The sequence below is a fragment of the Streptomyces sp. NPDC001157 genome, assembly GCF_053598255.1.
In genome coordinates this window covers 24,385-40,306 of record NZ_JBSFJW010000047.1, presented here as the reverse complement: position 1 = coordinate 40,306, position 15,922 = coordinate 24,385, and the positions used below count along the sequence as shown (strand labels likewise).

The 15,922-nt window shown below is 70.1% G+C and carries 12 protein-coding genes; 2 read left to right on the top strand and 10 right to left on the bottom strand.

Annotation, left to right across the window (positions count from 1 at the left end):
* Window positions 1-13: 13 nt before the first annotated feature.
* On the bottom strand, window positions 14-1,711 hold the full coding sequence (locus tag ACWDAG_RS42910) for a purine-cytosine permease family protein (protein ID WP_450701003.1): 1,698 nt from the start codon (window positions 1,709-1,711) through the stop codon (window positions 14-16).
* A gap of 181 nt (window positions 1,712-1,892) precedes the next feature.
* The gene (locus ACWDAG_RS42905; RefSeq protein ID WP_450701002.1) at window positions 1,893-2,975 is read right to left on the bottom strand and encodes a substrate-binding domain-containing protein; all 1,083 of its coding nucleotides are present in this window, start codon (window positions 2,973-2,975) and stop codon (window positions 1,893-1,895) included.
* Between the two features lie 111 nt (window positions 2,976-3,086).
* Here ACWDAG_RS42905 and ACWDAG_RS42900 point away from each other — a divergent pair, with 111 nt between their 5' ends.
* Complete coding sequence (locus tag ACWDAG_RS42900) at window positions 3,087-3,542, top strand: MarR family winged helix-turn-helix transcriptional regulator (RefSeq protein WP_450701001.1); 456 nt, start codon at window positions 3,087-3,089, stop codon at window positions 3,540-3,542.
* A gap of 268 nt (window positions 3,543-3,810) precedes the next feature.
* On the opposite strand, the gene ACWDAG_RS42895 is transcribed toward ACWDAG_RS42900, so the two are convergent.
* The 3 genes from ACWDAG_RS42895 to ACWDAG_RS42885 all read right to left on the bottom strand — a co-directional run bounded on the left by ACWDAG_RS42895 (window position 3,811) and on the right by ACWDAG_RS42885 (window position 5,880).
* Entirely contained in the window at window positions 3,811-4,611 is an 801-nt protein-coding gene (locus ACWDAG_RS42895) for an alpha/beta fold hydrolase (protein ID WP_450701000.1), read from the bottom strand.
* A gap of 210 nt (window positions 4,612-4,821) precedes the next feature.
* Window positions 4,822-5,175: a hypothetical protein gene (locus ACWDAG_RS42890; RefSeq protein WP_450700999.1), complete on the bottom strand. Its 354-nt coding sequence runs from the start codon at window positions 5,173-5,175 to the stop codon at window positions 4,822-4,824.
* Window positions 5,176-5,238: 63 nt separating this feature from the next.
* Entirely contained in the window at window positions 5,239-5,880 is a 642-nt protein-coding gene (locus tag ACWDAG_RS42885; RefSeq protein ID WP_450700998.1) for a maleylpyruvate isomerase family mycothiol-dependent enzyme, read from the bottom strand.
* 73 nt (window positions 5,881-5,953) lie between these two features.
* On the opposite strand from ACWDAG_RS42885, the gene ACWDAG_RS42880 reads away from it, so the two are divergent.
* Window positions 5,954-6,397, top strand: coding sequence for a MarR family winged helix-turn-helix transcriptional regulator (locus tag ACWDAG_RS42880; protein WP_450700997.1), 444 nt, complete (start codon window positions 5,954-5,956; stop codon window positions 6,395-6,397).
* A gap of 95 nt (window positions 6,398-6,492) precedes the next feature.
* On the opposite strand, the gene ACWDAG_RS42875 is transcribed toward ACWDAG_RS42880, so the two are convergent.
* The 5 genes from ACWDAG_RS42875 to ACWDAG_RS42855 form a co-directional block, all read right to left on the bottom strand.
* Window positions 6,493-8,385 (bottom strand): propionyl-CoA synthetase, encoded by a 1,893-nt coding sequence (locus tag ACWDAG_RS42875; protein ID WP_450700996.1) that lies wholly within the window; start codon window positions 8,383-8,385, stop codon window positions 6,493-6,495.
* 206 nt (window positions 8,386-8,591) lie between these two features.
* The gene (locus tag ACWDAG_RS42870) at window positions 8,592-9,287 is read right to left on the bottom strand and encodes a hypothetical protein (protein WP_450700995.1); all 696 of its coding nucleotides are present in this window, start codon (window positions 9,285-9,287) and stop codon (window positions 8,592-8,594) included.
* An 88-nt stretch (window positions 9,288-9,375) separates the two neighbouring features.
* Window positions 9,376-9,927: an NUDIX domain-containing protein gene (locus tag ACWDAG_RS42865; protein ID WP_450700994.1), complete on the bottom strand. Its 552-nt coding sequence runs from the start codon at window positions 9,925-9,927 to the stop codon at window positions 9,376-9,378.
* A gap of 45 nt (window positions 9,928-9,972) precedes the next feature.
* Window positions 9,973-12,921, bottom strand: coding sequence for a WD40 domain-containing protein (locus ACWDAG_RS42860; protein WP_450700993.1), 2,949 nt, complete (start codon window positions 12,919-12,921; stop codon window positions 9,973-9,975).
* Window positions 12,922-13,013: 92 nt separating this feature from the next.
* The gene (locus tag ACWDAG_RS42855; RefSeq protein WP_450700992.1) at window positions 13,014-15,815 is read right to left on the bottom strand and encodes a hypothetical protein; all 2,802 of its coding nucleotides are present in this window, start codon (window positions 15,813-15,815) and stop codon (window positions 13,014-13,016) included.
* Window positions 15,816-15,922 lie beyond the last annotated feature (107 nt).

Genomic DNA, 15,922 nt, shown 5'->3' with positions numbered 1-15,922 from the left:
TCGTGTCCCTGTGTCAGTCGGCGGACCGCACGGTGGGCAGGGCGAGGTCGACCGGACCCGTGGTCGCGGCGCTCTTGCAGGAGTCGTGGCAGTCCTTCTCCAGGCTGCAGCACAGTGAGCAGATCGCGCCCTCGTGGAAGGTGCAGTTCGCCATGTCGGGGCGCTCGAAGTCGGTCGCGCAGACGGAGCAGGTCAGGATCGCGGCCGAGGGCAGGCCGTCCTCGCCGAGCATCGGCTCGTCGAGGTCGTCGGTGCGGGCGATGTAGTACTTGCCCTTGGTCAGGACCGCGAACAGCGGCGAGAGCACCATCGCGAGGAAGAGCGCGATGAAGGGGGAGTACGCCTTGCCGTAGTCACCGAACGCGTTGAAGTAGGCCGCGATGGAGACCGCCGAGGCGATCAGCATCGAACCGAAGCCGACCGGGTTGAAGTTGTACAGGTGCGCCCGCTTGAACTCGATGTACGACGGGCTCAGCTTCAGCGGCTTGTTGATCACCAGGTCGGCGACGACCGCCCCGATCCAGGCGATGGCCACGTTGGAGTAGAAACCGAGCACCGTGTTGAGGAAGCCGAACACGCCGCCCTCCATCAGGGCCAGCGCGATGCCGACGTTGAGGAAGATGTAGACCACGCGGCCGGGGTGACGGTGGGTGAGGCGGGAGAAGAAGTTCGACCACGACAGCGAACCGGAGTACGCATTCGTCGAGTTGATCTTTATCTGGGAGAGGATCACGAAGAAGGTCGCAAGGCCCAGCGCGAGGGGCGCGGCGAAGGTCTTGAAGCCGTGCACGTACTGCTGGATCGGCTCGTTGGCCTTGGCCAGGCCCACGCTGCCGGCGATGTAGAAGGCCAGGAACGCGCCGCCGGCCTGCTTCGCCGCGCCGAGCACCACCCAGCCGGGTCCCGCGCTGAGTACCGCACCCCACCACTTCTTCGAGTTCTCCGGCGTCTTGTCCGGCATGAAGCGCAGATAGTCGACCTGCTCACCGATCTGCGCGATCAGTGACAGCGCCACACCGGCGCCCGCGCCGACACCCAGCATGCTGAAGGTCGAGCCGGTGGGGGAGTTGCCGGCGAAGTGGGTGAACTCCGAGAACTTGCCGGGCTCCTGGATCGCGATGGACACGAACGGCGCGACCATCAGCACCAGCCAGACCGGCTGCGTCCACACCTGCATCTTCGACAGGGCGGTCATGCCGTAGATCACCAGCGGCAGGATGATCAGCGAGCAGAGGAGATAGCCGACCGCGAGCGGGATGTGCAGGCCCAGTTCCAGGGCCTGCGCCATGATCGAGCCTTCGAGGGCGAAGAAGATGAAGGTGAAGCTGGCGTAGATGACCGAGGTGAGCGTCGAGCCGAGATAGCCGAAGCCCGCGCCCCGGGTCAACAGGTCCATGTCGATGGAGTACTTCGCCGAGTAGTACGAGATCGGGATGCCGGTGAGGAAGATGACCACGGCCGCGGCGAGGATCGCCACCATGGCACTGGAGAAGCCGTTGGAGATGGCGATCGAGCCGCCGATGGCGAAGTCGGCGAGGTAGGCGATGCCGCCCAGGGCGGTGGTGGCGACTACGTAGGGCGTCCAGCGCCGGAAGGATTTCGGCGCGTAGCGCAGCGAGTAGTCCTCCAGGGTGTCGTTCTGTGCCCAGCCGTTGTAGGTCCGGCCGGCTGCCGTCGCCGGCGTTGCCTCTTTGTCGACGGTGTCCGTCACGGTTCTTCCCTCTTCCGCAGGGGCAGTTCGGGGAAGAGTCCTGTCCGGTTGTTGCCCCCGCGTTTCCTGAGCTTTGCAGGGAGTTTCTTGGCAAATTCTTTCCACAGGAACTATTTCTGGGTGGGGGTATTGTCGATCGTGAAGGCGGGAGGCGGCGAAGGCCGGGGCGCGGGAAGGGGGTTCACAGTTGGGCGACGATGTCGAAGTCGAAGGCGTCCGCTCGTGCCAGATACAGCCGCTGGTCGAGATGGTTGCCGCGCAGCCGCAGAACGCCCCGCGGGCCCTCGTACGAGACGGTGTCGCCCACGGCGCACATCGCCCCCACGCCCAGCGACTGTGCGCGCTCGGCCAGGGCCGCCAGCAGCCGGACCCCTTCGAAGCAGGACTCGCCGAGACTGCCGACGACCGGCGCCTCGATGCCGAACCGGGCCGCGTAACGACCGCTGAAGTCGAGGCTCTCGGCGGTCGCCAGTGTCTCGAAGTACCCGGCCGTGGCCCACAGTTCCTCGGTGGCCTCCGCGCCGGTGGCCAGCAGGATGTTCTCGTCCATGTGGGTACTCAGCCGCAGACACCGCCGGTGCAGTCCGTACGCGGCGAACGCCCGGTTGAAGCGCGCCGCGTCGTCTCCGACGAGCAGCATCAGGACCGCGTCCGCCCCGCACCGCTCGATCCGGCGCAGCACCGGCCCGAACTCGTACGTCCCCAGCGGTACGAAGACCTCGTCCCGCACTCGGCCGCCACTGTCCCTGGCGTGCCGTCGTGCGGCGCGGGCGGTCACGCGGGGCCAGACATAGTCGTTGCCCACGGTGCACCACTGCCGGGCGCCGGTCTGCGCGGCCAGCAGCCGCATCGCCGGCAGCAGTTGCGCCGCGTCGGTCTCCCCGGTCAGGAAGACACCGGGCGTGCGCTCGCCGCCTTCGTACTGGGCGGTGTAGACGTACGGAACCCGCCCGGCGATGCGCGGCAGCAACGCCTTGCGCACCGCCGAGGTGTGCCAGCCGACCACCGCGTCCACGGCGCCCAGCGCCACCAGCGCCTCGACCTCGGCGGCCACGCGCTGCGGCGCGGCTCCGCCGTCCACCACCGTCAGCCGGACCTCGCGGTCCAGCACCCCGCCCGTGGCGTTGAGCTCCTCCGCGGCCAGTTGCGCGGCGAGTTCGCAGGACGGGCCGAAGACTCCCGCCGGACCCTGCAAGGGCACGACCAGGGCGACGGCCAGCGTCGTGTTCGAGCCGCCGTTCCTCGTCGATGGTGCCGGATGCACCACACCACCTCCGTGAGGGCATGAGGGCACGTGGATCCTGGTCCCGGCCTCGGCGCCCTCGCGGAGGCTCGTAATCTGTCGGAACACTAGACCTACGGAAGGACCCCGGCAATGCCGTCCGAACCGTCGCCGGACCTCGCCCATTTGTTGAGTCACGCCGAACGGCGGCTCGGGCGGCGGCTGGCCGCCGTGCTGGCCGAGGAGGGCTGTTCGGTCGAGGAGTGGCGGGTGCTGTCGATCACCGCCGACGGTCACGGTCATCCGATGACCGAAATCGCCGACCACGCCCTCATGCCGGCACCCAGTCTGACCAAGCTGGTCGACCGCATGGTCGCGGCCAACCTGGTCCACCGCCGCCCCGACCCCACCGACCGCCGTCGTGTCCTGCTGTACGTCACGGCCCGCGGCCGCATCCTTCACGAGCGGGCGGCCAAGTGTGTGCACGCCGAGCAGTCCAGGATCCTCGGTCTCATCGACGACCACGGTGAACTCGCCCGGTTGCTTCCCCTGCTGTCGGCTGTCCTCGACGGGCGACTCGCCGAGGCGTCGACAGAACTGCGACGCTGACCGCGCCACAACCGTCGTGGCGGCAGGGGGACAGGGCTGACCACAGGGGCTGTGAGTGGGGCGGGCCGGCGGGGCCATTGGGCAGATGGAGCGCGCGCTCACCCCCTGGTACGTCCGCTCAAGGCACGACGCTCTGCTGCGTGCGGCCCGGCGCCTGGTGGCCGACCCAACCGATGCTCAGGACCTGCTGCACGTACGCCGCCGGCCAAAGAGCTGGAAGAACTTGCCATCGAGCACCACGAGGGCCACTGGCCCAAGGCGGGAGTTCTCAGGCGAGGCACTCAAGGAAGCCCGCGAGCGCGGTGTGCAGGATCTCAGGTCGCTCCAGGTGCAGGTCGTGGCCGGTGCCGGGGACGCACATGGCCATGGTGGCGGGGCGCTGCCGGAGCATTTCGTCGGCTTCCTGTGCGGGGACGAAGCTGGATTGGGCCAGGACGACCAAGGTGGGGCATGCGACCTGCCTCCACTCGTGCCAGAAGGAACGCCGGGAGTTCTCGGTCAGCGAGCGGACCATTACGTCCCGGTCGAAGCGAGGCCACCAAGAGCCATCGCGTTGTTCCAGTCCGGCCGCCCAGCCTGCGCCGACCGGTCCGCCGCCGAGGAATGCGGCTGCCGCTTCGCGTGAGGGGAACGGGATCGGCCACGAGTCGAGCCAACTGCCGACGTCCGCGGGGCCGTTCGGGTTCGGACCGCCGGAGCCGGCCTCGACGAGCACGAGAGCGCGGACGATTCCGGGATGCGCGGCAGCGGTGAGCATGGCTGTGTGCCCGCCCAGTGACTGGCCGACCAGCACGGGCCGCTGCAGCGCCAGCTGATCGACAACGGCGATGACGTCAGCGACGTAGGCGGCGCGGGAGACGTCCCGCGGGTGGCGCTCGCTGGCGCCGTGCCCGCGCTGGTCGACCGCGACGACCCGGCATCCGGAGCTCAACCTCTGTGCCAGCATGTCCCATTCACCCGCGTGACCGGCCAGGCCGTGCAGCAACACGATGGGCTGTCCAGCCCCGCCCCAGTCCCGGCAGACAAGCCGGACGCCGTCGCGCACCACCACGTGTTCAGACCAAGCCACATCGGCCCCCAGGGAATCGGCTGGCCTTGATCTTGCCGCAAGAGGAACAGCGACGGCCGTCGAGTGAAGCCGAAGCGATCCCGGGGCGTAGGCGGGGCGGAGCGACAGTTGCGAGCTGCTCGGGCTTGGCGCCGCGACCGCCGGATCTCTCCGAGGGATGCCGGCGGCTGGGCGGTGTCGGTCAGAGGGTGCCGCGTGGTCGTGGTTGCGTCATGCCTGTTCGGCCGCGGTCGGGCGGGTGGTGGGCGCCAGCATCGCGACGGCGATGGCGGTGCCGGCGATCAGGACCGCCACGACGATGCGGGCCCAGTCTGGCGCGTCTGCGGTGAAGAACACCGGGAGGCCGAGCAGGGCCGAGACGATGCGTGATCCGACGACGACACGCAGGGCGCGGGTGCTGCCCCGGCCGGCGGGCCGGTACGCGGCCAGGGTGACGGCGCCCAGTACCGCGCCGGTGATGACAACGCCGGGCGGCGGCCCGGGGTGCCGCCACAGGCCGGCGATGCCGGCCAGGTCGAGCACGGCGAGAACTGCGCAGAGGGTCATGCCGATGGTGCGACGCATCAGGTGCTCCGTTTCCAGTGTTCTCGTGTTCTCGTGTTTTCTTTCTCTCGTGGAGCGGCTGTCTCAGCGGTTTGCGTGGGCGGACTTGAGCCGGTCGACGCCGTCGCCCTGCAGCATGTCCAGGCAGGCGGTGCGTCCGGTCGAGAGCAGCAGCAGGGCCAGGGCGGGCCCGGCGATCTCCGGTCCGTCGCCCGTCGCCCAGTCGGTGTCGATCGCCCGGAGGGTGAAGCCGGCCAGGCGCCGCTCGGCGTGGAACGGCCAGCCCATCGCCCAGACCCGCCGCAGCGCTTCGCGGCTGTGTTCGGCCGGCACGGAAAGCTGTCGAGCGAGCGGGAGGGCGATGTCCTGGCCGTGGACGATCGCGTCGAACAGCGCGTTGCGGGTGTCCAGGACCTTCGCCGTCCGCCGGGTGCCGGCGTGCCGGCGGATCGCAGCGACCAGGTGCGCGGGCTCGCGGGATCCGTGCCGTCGGGCCAGCACGGTGTTGATCCGGTCGGGGCTGAAGCGGGCGCGCGGTGCGACGGCGACCATGTCCCAGGTGGTGATGGTGGGGACCAGAGCGAGGTGTCCCGCGACGTCCCGCACACGCCAGCCCCGGCACAGCGACTCCTGCTCCCATTCGTCCGGGGTGAGTTCTTCCAGCAGGTCGGCGATCCGCAGACGGGTCGCGCGGACGGCGGGCCAGTAAGGGTCCGAGTCGCTCATGGAAGCCTCCAAAGAAGGTCCGAACCTCGGACTATATTAGTACGAGGTTCGGACCTTCTGCAATGATGGCGGCATGACCGACGACCAAGCTGACGAGCTCAACCTGGGACTCCTGATGTTCATCCCGTACCGCTTCATGGAGTCGGCCGTGATGGCCGCCCTGAAGTCCGCCGGGCACGACATCTCGCTCACCCAGGCGCGGGTCTTCCAGCGGATCGGCCCGGAGGGCTCGCGGCTTGCCGAACTGGCCGAGGCGTCACAGGTCAGCAAGCAGACCATCGGGTCGATCGTCGACCAGCTCGAACGAGCCGGCTACGTCCGACGCGTGCCCGACCCGCGCGACGCACGGGCCCGGCTGGTCACCATCACCGCCCAGGGCCACGAACTCATCGAACTGAGCCTGCCCGTCGTCCGCGACATCCAGGGTCGATGGACGGCCCACCTGGGCCCCGTGCGCACCCGACAGCTGAGACAAGCCCTGGAAGCGCTGCGGGAGATCACCGATCCGCACCGCTGACCTCGGGCATCCAGCCCTTCTCGATCTGGATCGAGCGCGGCATCCGTGACGTCCAGCCGTCAGGAGCCCAGGAGCGGCGGCCAGATACCCATCGTTCAGGCGGTATGACCGGGACGGCGGCGAAGAACAGGGCGCAGGGCCTCGATGACGTTGGGGTCGTCCACGGTGGACGGGATGGGTTCGTCGAGGCCGTCGGCGATGCCGCGCATGGTCTTGCGAAGGATCTTTCCGGAGCGGGTCTTGGGCAGGGCGGCTACGACGGCAACGTCCTTGAGGGAGGCGACGGCGCCGATGTGTTCGCGGACGAGTCGGACGAGTTCGGCCTCGACCTCGGCCGGTTCACGGGTGGTGCCTGCCTTGAGGACGACGAGGCCGCGGGGGACCTGTCCCTTGAGGGCGTCGGCGACACCGATGACGGCGCACTCGGCGACGTCGGGATGGGTGGCCAGGACCTCTTCCATGCTGCCGGTGGACAGCCGGTGTCCGGCGACGTTGATGACGTCGTCCGTGCGGCCCATGACGAAGACGTAGCCGTCGGCGTCGATGTGGCCGCTGTCGGCGGTCAGGTAGTAGCCGTCGAAGGCGGAGAGGTAGGAGCCGATGAAGCGCTCGTCGTCGTTCCAGAGGGTGGGCAACGCTCCGGGTGGCAGGGGGAGTCTGACGACGATCGCGCCGTCGACGCCGGGCGGCGCGGGCTGCCCGGAGGGGTCGAGGACGCGGACGTCCCAGCCCGGCAGCGGACGGGTGGGCGAGCCGGGTTTCACCGGGGCGGCCTCGATGCCGACCGGGTTGGCGACGATGGGCCAGCCGGTCTCGGTCTGCCACCAGTGGTCGATGACCGGGATGTTCAGCAGGGCGCCGGCCCAGTGATAGGTCTCGGGGTCGAGGCGCTCGCCGGCGAGGAAGAGGTAGCGCAGTCGGGAGAGGTCGTACTCCGCGGCGAGGGCCCCCTTGGGGTCCTCCTTCCTGATGGCGCGGAAGGCGGTGGGCGCGGTGAACATGGTCTTGACGCCGTGGTCGGCGGCCACGCGCCAGAACTGGCCCGCGTCCGGCGTGCCGACCGGCTTGCCCTCGTACAGCACGGTCGTGGCGCCGGCCAGGAGGGGGCCGTAGACGATGTACGAGTGCCCGACCACCCAGCCCACGTCTGAGCCGGTGAACATGGTCTCGCCCGGGCCGATGTCGTAGACGGCGCCCATCGACCAGTGCAGGGCCACCGCGTAGCCGCCGCAGTCGCGGACGACTCCCTTGGGTTTTCCGGTCGTTCCGGAGGTGTAGAGGATGTAGAGCGGGTCCGTCGCGGCCACCGGCACGCAGTCGACCGGCGTCGCGGTGGCGACCAGCTCGGCCCAGTCGAGGTCGTTCGGCCCCAACTCGGCGCGCTCCTGCGGCCGTTGCACGATCACCTGCCTCTCCGGCCGGTGCCCGGCGAGTTCGATCGCGCGGTCCAGCAGCGGCTTGTACGGGATGACCCGCTTGCCCTCGATGCCGCAGGAGGCGGAGACGATCACCTTCGGGGTGGCGTCGTCGATGCGGACGGCGAGTTCGGGCGGGGCGAACCCGCCGAAGACGACCGAGTGGATGGCGCCGATGCGGGCACAGGCCAGCATCGCGACGGCCGCCTCGGGGATCATCGGCATGTAGATGACCACCCGGTCGCCGTGGCCCACGCCTAGCTGCGCAAGGCCTCCGGCGAAGGCCGCCACCTCATCCCTCAGCTGCGCGTAGGTGTAGGTGCGTCGTGTGCCGGTCACGGGGGAGTCGTAGACGAGCGCGGGCTGCCCGCCCAGGCCGGCTTCGATGTGCCGGTCGAGCGCGTTGAAGCAGACGTTGAGTCGTCCGTCGGGAAACCAGCGGTAGAAGGGTGCGCCCGAGGAGTCCAGGGCGCGTTGCGGAGTGACATCCCAGTCGATGCCCTCCGCTGCCCTCAGCCAGAAGCCCTCCGGGTCTTCGGTACTGGAGCGGAAGACATCCTCATACGTTCCCATGGGCACTCCTTGGTGGCATCGGGACGAGCGGGCGCGGGTGCGGGCAGCGGCGTGCAGAACGCTGTCGGGTACAGGGTTTTTCTATCGTCAGCATGGCGGGCCCGGCCAGCAGGACCCGCCTTCGGATTCCGGTTCGGCCCGGTCAGGTCGCAGACGGCGAGGGTGTCGGCGCTCAAGTGGCCGATCGGCGGTGGCGGCCGGCTGGGTCACATGTGCTGTTCCGCGTCGTGGAGAAGTGTCTCGGGGGCGTGGACCCCGGCGAGGCGTGCGAAGCCGAGCGCGTAGGCGAGCAGGTCACGCTGGACGATGCCGAGTGCCGCACGGCATGCGGCGTTGTCCGGCCAGGCCGATTCGGGCCCCTGCGGGTGGGCCTGTTCGTAGGCGTGCAGGCGAGGGTGCCAGGTGGCCAGGAAGGGGCGTAGCTCACGGTTGAGCATGGTGATGGCGAGATATTCGACCGTGTGCCCGCCGACGGCCGTCTTGGAGGGGCGGCCGATCTTGAGAGTGTCGCGTGTCGTGGCGAACAGCCCGTACAGCGAGGTCAGGGCCTCGCGCAGAAGCCCTTCGTCGTGTCCCAGCGGCTGGGTGGAGATCCGCGTCGCCGTCTCGACGAACAGGTGCCAGGCCATGTGGCGGGCGTCGTTGTTCACCACGAACCTCAGCTCGCTCACCTGCGGAACCCTGACGGTGACCTCGCTCAGGCGAGCGGTACGCCCGTAGATCTGGAGGATGGTAGCGGTGAGGGCGCCCGCCAGGCTGCCCGTGATGATGAAGAGATTGCGGCCGGTCACCTGTGTGATACCGAAGACGAGCAGCCCGGTGGCGGCGCCGACCGCCACGGCGGTGGTCAACCGGGCACCGTGCCGGCGCATCGCCCGCACAAGGGTGTTCCACCGGGTCATCGTCTTGGGCCCCCTCCGCGCCTGGGCAGCTCCTGGTGTTGCACGGCCGGTTCGGTGGCATGCGGTGCGGCGGCGGGGGAGCGGTGCGTCAGCCGGGCTCCTCCGCCGTGTCGGCGGCCACGGCCAGGACCAGCGCGGCGCTGGACGCACATGCGATTCGCCCTGCGCAGGCAGCCCGAACGGCCTCGCCCAGCGGGATATGACGCACCTTCAGGTCCGCTTCCCCGGGCTCCGGTGCTGCCTTCCCCGCACCGAGACCGACCGCGCTCCAGAGGTGAACGCGTGCCGGGGTCAGACCGGGCAGCGGGTGGAGCGCACCGCGCGACGTCCAGAGGCCGCCGCGGTAACCGGTCTCCTCGGTGAGTTCGCGTCGTGCGGCCGTCCCGCTGTCCCGGTCCTCCGCATCGACGTTCCCACCCGGCAGTTGCCACATCGTTCCGGTGAGGTAGTGGTATTGCTCGATCACGAGCAGGTGCCCGTCGACGAGCGCGGCCACCCGGACCTGGTCCGCCACCCGCACCCAGTCGTAGTGGCCCGACTGCCCGTCCGGCAGGGTGATCTCGTCCCGGTACGCCGTCAGGCGCGGCGTCGTGCACAGCTGTTCCCGGCGATGCCTTCGCCATGGCCCTCGGGTCTCCATGCCGGCAGTTCTGCCCAACGGGTGCGGGGGCATGCGGTCGGCAGGTCATGGCGAGCACGGGGCGGGGTCGCCGGTGTCGAAGCGGCGCGCCTCGGCGCCGGTGAGGACCCGGCCCGCGCGGATGCAGGCCGCCCGGGACCAGGCGGCGAGGCCGGTCGACCAGAGGGTCGTGCCAGGGAGCCTCACCGAGGAGGGGTCGATGACCTTCCCGATGCCGCCGTCGGGCGTGACGCCCCAGATCTCGTGGGCGGCGTCGGTCGCCGAGGCCAGCTGTTTCCCGTCCCGGGTGAAGGCCAGGTTCCGCACCGGCCGGCACGGGCTGCCGGCGCAGGGCACCGGTGCCGTGTCCGCGGCCAGTGCCGGGCCCAACGCCCGTCGGCCGGCCACGTCCACGAGGAGCACGCGCCCCTGCTCCCCGCCCAGGGCGAGCAGCGTGCCGTCCGGGGAGAAGGCGGCACTCAGCACCTTCCCGATGTGTCCGGGCAGCCAGTCGGTGATCCGCTTGCGGTCGGACACGGTCCACACGGCGAAGGTGGCGTCGTCGCTTCCGGTGGCCAGGAGCTTTCCGTCGGGGCTGAAGGCCAGGCCTTGGACGTAGTCGCCATGGCCGGGCAATGTTGCCAGGACGCGGCGTTCTGCGATGTCGACGAGGACGACCGTGGCTTCCGTGCCGACGGCGAGCAGTGAACCGTCGGCGCTGAAGGCGAGGTTGCGTACGTTCTCGTCGCCCACCGGCAGGTCCACCAAGGTCCTGCGGTCGGCGACCGTGCGGACGACCACGCGATAGTCCTTGCCGTAGGGGGCCGCCGCCAGCAGCCGGCCGTGGTCGCCGAACGCCACCGCGGTGGCTCGGGTGCCGAGGGACCACTCGGTGCGCTGTCGGCCGGTGGAGGTGTTCCACAGCCTTACCGATCCGTCGGTGGCCGCCGAATACAGGGTTCGCCCGTCACGGCTCACGGCGAGCGACCGCAGCGACACGTCGTCCGCCGGGTCGCCCTGCAACGTGTGGTGCAAGGTCAGACGTCCTACGGCGATGGTGCCGTCGGCACCGCCGGATGCCACCGGGCTCCCGGACCGGGGGCCGACAGCCACGGCCACGGCGTCGCCCGGGCTGCCTCGGACGACCTGTCCCAGCGGCCCCGGCCCGCGCACGTTCCACTCGGCCAGGGCGCCCGTGCCGTGCACTCCCCAGATCAGCGACGACCCGCGGTCCAGGAAGACCGCGCTGGTGCCGGTGAGCTGGTCCCTGGGCAGCCGCTCGCCGATGACCTGCCAGGAGCCGACCTGGCGCAGCAGCGCCCCGTTGTCCCAGCTGCCGGTGACCAGCACCCTGCCGTCGGGGCTGAAGGCCACCGTGTCCACCGGATTCGACTTGCCAGGCACGGGTTCGACCACCCGTTTCCAGTCCGTGGTTCGCCACACCGCCAGGGACCCGTACCCGGTGCCGACCGCGAGATAGGTGCCGTGCGGATCGAAGGCCAGCGTGCGCACGTCTGTGACCAGGGGTTTCTCTCCGGTTGCGAGGCGCAGCCGGGTGAGGAGCCGTCCCGTCCGGGCGTCCCGTACCAGGATGTCGCCCTTCCAGTCCCCGGAGGCCAGCAGCCTGCCGTCGGGGCTGAACGCGATGGTGTTGATGTAGTTCGCGTCCGTGCCGATCCCGCTGACGAAGGTCTGGGCATGGCCCTTGAGGGGGCTGCCCCAGGTGCGGGTCCTCAGGTTCCAGATCCGCAGCGTGTTGTCATCGGCGGCCAGTGCCACGGATGCGCTGTCGGCGGAGAAGGCCACAGCGGTGGGCGAGATACCCGGGATCAGATCGTTGCCGGGATCGGGCCTCCCGTGACTCTGCGGCACGATCAGCCGCTCGGTCACCCGCCGTCGGGCCACATCCACCAGTTCGACCTTTCCCGGATCGGTTCCGGCCGCGACCGCCAGCCACCGTCCGTCGGGGCTGAAGGCGGGGGTCCCGCCCAGCCCTCGTACCGTCCACGCCGGCCGGCCCGTCGGCAGCGCCACCAGCCGGACCCCGCTCCTGACCGGGATCGCGAGCAGCCGCCCGTCGGACCGCACGGCCAGCGGCAGGTGATTGCCCGGCCGAGCCCTCTGCCCGGCCGGGACACCATCCAGCACGTCCAGAAACCGAATCATCCGCGGCCTGGTCCGCAGCGCGGTCAACAGCGCCCGCCTGGCCTCGACCGTCGGCCGTTCGTCGACCGCCTCGCGCCCCAGGAGCAGCCCCAGGTCCAACTGGTCCTTGAGCGCGTCGTCGGAGCGGGTCGCGAGCCGGCGCGAGTGGTTCTCGTGCGCGGTCTCAGCCTGCGCGAACCCCACGATCAGAGCGACCGCCACCAGTACGGCCGTGAACGCCGTCGCCAGCGCACGCCGCTGGCGCGTCGCGGAACTCCCCCGTAAAAGGTACTCCCGGTGCAGATCGGTCGGGCTCGGCTCTTTGTGCACCGGGCTCTCGGCCAGCCAGCGTCGGGCGTTGCGGAGCTCCCTGCCGCGCAGCAGCGCGCTCCGGCGCCGTCCGTTCACGCTCCACTCATGGGCCTGAACCAGGAGCACCGTGTGCTGATGGGCCCGTTTCAGGTCCAGCCCGAGCACGCGCACGAGCGTCTGGAGGTCTCCGCCCTGCGTCCAGTGGCGTGCCGACAGCGCCTCGGGCATGTCCGCTCTGGGTACCGGCCGGTGAAGCAACGGGATGATGCGCTTCCCGTATCCCACAGCAAGAGCCAGTTCCTCGGCGCACACCGAGGACCGCACCGACTCGGGCGAAACGACGAACAGCAACGCGTCCGAGCGGCGGATCCCGTCCGCGACGGCCTTACGCCACTCGGACGACGGCAGGATGTCCGCGAGGTCGATCCAGGCATTGAACTGCTCGCCGGCGAGCTGCTCCTTGAGTCTGTGGACGTCCTCGCGGTCCTGGCGCGAGTAGCAGAGGAACACATGCTTGCCGGGGTCGGCTGCGGGGCCAACTCGCTTGCGGAAACGCATACTTCAGGATGCCGGGCAAAAACTGCCGTCCACAGTCCATCCCTGAAATATGCGCACATGAGCGTATGACGGCTCGGCGTGCGCACGGTGGCTCAGCTCGGGCACAGCTCCCTGTGCGGGACTCCGGGTGCGTAGCGGCGCCACTGTTCGTCGTCGAGCTTGCCCGTGGTGGCCTGGCAGATGCGGGAGATGGCTGTTTCGGCGTCCAGGTTCCAGATCCGGACAGTGTCGTCGTGCCCGCCCGTGGCGAGGGTCGTGCCGTCCGGGCTGAGCGCGAGGGCGAAGGTGCCGCGGTGATTGCCCATCAGCGGATCGCCCATGCGGCTGGGGCGGGCGCAGTCGGTGACATTCCACAGACGCACGTCGTCGTCCGCGCTGACCAGCATCCGGCCGTCGGCGCTGAACGCGACTCCGTGGATCTCGCCCGTGTGACCGGTCAGTGCGCTGCCCAGCGCCTTCGGCCGGGCGGGGTCGCCGATGTCCCACAGATGGAGCGTGTGGTCGGCCCCTCCGGTCGCCAACGTGTCGCCGTCCGGGCTGAAGGCCAGCTTGAAGTCGTTGTTGATGAAGGACGTTGCGCTGTGGCCGGCCTTCCACTCACGGAGAAGGTTCGGGTGCGCCGGGTCGCTCATGTCCCACAGCCGGGCCTGCTGGTCGAGACCCCCACCGGCCTGGATCCGTCCGTCGGGGCTGAATGCCAGCGCACCCATCTGTGTGGAGTCGGCGGTCAGCGTGTTGGCCGGGTGGCGCGGGTCCGACACATCCCAGATCCGTAGCGTTGCATCCTGACTGCCGGAGACGAGAAACCGGCCGTCCGCGCTGAAGGCCACAGCCGAAACGAGCTTCTTGTGGGCCCGCGGCAGGTCGCTGACGAGCCGGGGACGGGCGGGATCGGCGACGTTCCACAAGCGGATGGCGTTGTCGCCACCCCCCGCGGCCAGCAGCTTGCCGGAGCGGCTGAAGGCGAGGGCGAGGGTGAAGTCGCCGTGCGCGTCGAGCGGGGCGCCCAGCCGCTTCGGCCGTGCGGGGTCGGCCAGGTCCCACAGGCGGATGGTGTGGTCGCCGCCGGTGGCCAGCACGCGACCGTCGCCGCGGAACGCCATGGCTTCGACCGAGCCGGAATGGCCCGTCAGCGACGTACGCGGGATGTCCCACAACCGGGCGGTGCGATCAAGGCTGCCCGTGGCGAGCCGGCGGCCGTCCGGGCTGAAGGCGAGGGTGCGTACGGCGCCGTCGTGACCGTTGAGCGAGGCGTGCAGCAGTGCGGGCGAGGCAGGATCGGTCACGGTCCACACCTCGGCGTATCCGTCGCTGCCCATGGCCAGTTCGCGCCCGTCCGGGCTGAACGCCACCGAGTGGAAGCCGGACCAGGGATCGCCCACCGGAGTCGGCTTCGCCGGGTCCTTGACGTTCCACAGGCGCACGTTGTCGGTTCCGCCGATCGCGAGGGTGCGCCCGTCGGGGGAGAAGGCCAAGGACAGTACCCAGCCGGAGGAGTTGGCCAACGCGGCCCCGAGCGGACGCGGCAAGCGCGGGTTTCCCACGTCCCACAACTGCACGCTCTTGTCGAGGCTGCCGGCGACGAGGAGCCGCCCGCCTGGGCTGAACGCGGCCGAGGTCAGGTCATGGCCGCGACCGGCGATGCGGCCGAGCGGAACGGGCCGCTTCGGGTCGGCCACATCCCACAGCCGTACGTCGTGGCCGTCGGGCTCCTGGACGGCGACGACGCGCCCGTCGGGTCGGAAGCTCGCGAACGTGATGCCGGGCAGTGAACCTCCCGTTGCCACGGGCCGCGCCGGGTCGCTCACGTCCCACAGGCGCACGGGCCCGGATCCGCCGACGGTCGCGAGGATGCCTCCGTCGGGCCTGAAGGCGGCGTACTCGGCCTTGGGCAGCGGATGGCCCAGGACCCGGGGCTTGCCTGCTGTCCCGATGCCCCAAAGTCGCACCGTCTTGTCCGCGCTGCCGGTGGCGAGCACCGACCCCGCCGCGTTGAAGGACAACGAATCGACGCTGCCCGTGTGACCGGCCAACGGCCTGGAGAGGGCGGCCTGTTCGTCATTGATGAGCCTGGTGCGGACCGCCGCGGTCGGCTCCGTGCGATAGGCGAGAAGGTCCAGTTGCGAGGCGAGCGAGACATCCTCGGCACGGAGCCGGTCGGCCTGGGTCAACAGGTAGTTGGAGAGTGCGCGGTTACGCTGGTCCAGTGCCGTGTTGCGCTGCTGGACGGCGATGACGGCCGCGGTGCCGGCCAGCAGCGAGAGCAGCACCAGGCCGACGAGCCCGAGGCGTCGCTGCCGCCTGGCCCTGCGGTGCAGATCGATGTGCCGGCCCACGAGGTGGTCCTTGTCGGTGCCCCGCAAGGGCGCGGCGATCTGCGCGACGCTGTTGAGGAGCACGGGATTCGAACGATCGAGGAACCGGGTGGCCCGCACGGACGACAGGTCCACCCACAGCGGCTCCGAGACGAACATCCCGCGAGCGCTGGGCGGCAGCGCATCGGTGCGCTCCCAGTCCCAGTCACCGTCGGCATCGCTCCAGTGCAACTCCCCTGAAGTCAGGACAATGCACACCCGTTCGGCCGGACGATGGGCGCGCCACCACGCCAACTCCCGCGTCACCCATTTGGATTGGGCGGCAGCAGGCGACGCGAGCAAGATCAGCCACGAGGACCGGGACAGCGCCTCCTCAAGGGCGCCCCACAGATCGTACGAGGCCGAAAGGCTGGTGTAGTCGCGGAAGATCCGCAGACTGCGCGGCCGGTACCAGGGCGTTGCAAAACGTTCCAGCCAATGCTGCAACGACGAGGCCAGGACTCCGTGCAGAGCGCTGCTGTACGAGATGAAGGCGTCGTAGTCGAGCTGGGGCCGTTCGCGCCACTTCCGTCGAGTCACCGCGGGCCTCCCCCGGGGAGCAACAGGCCGGGAAACGAGGATAGTTGGGTCTCCCTCCGGCGACACCTCCCGCACCGGCCGGAGGTGAACAGCCGCCCGTCGCGGCG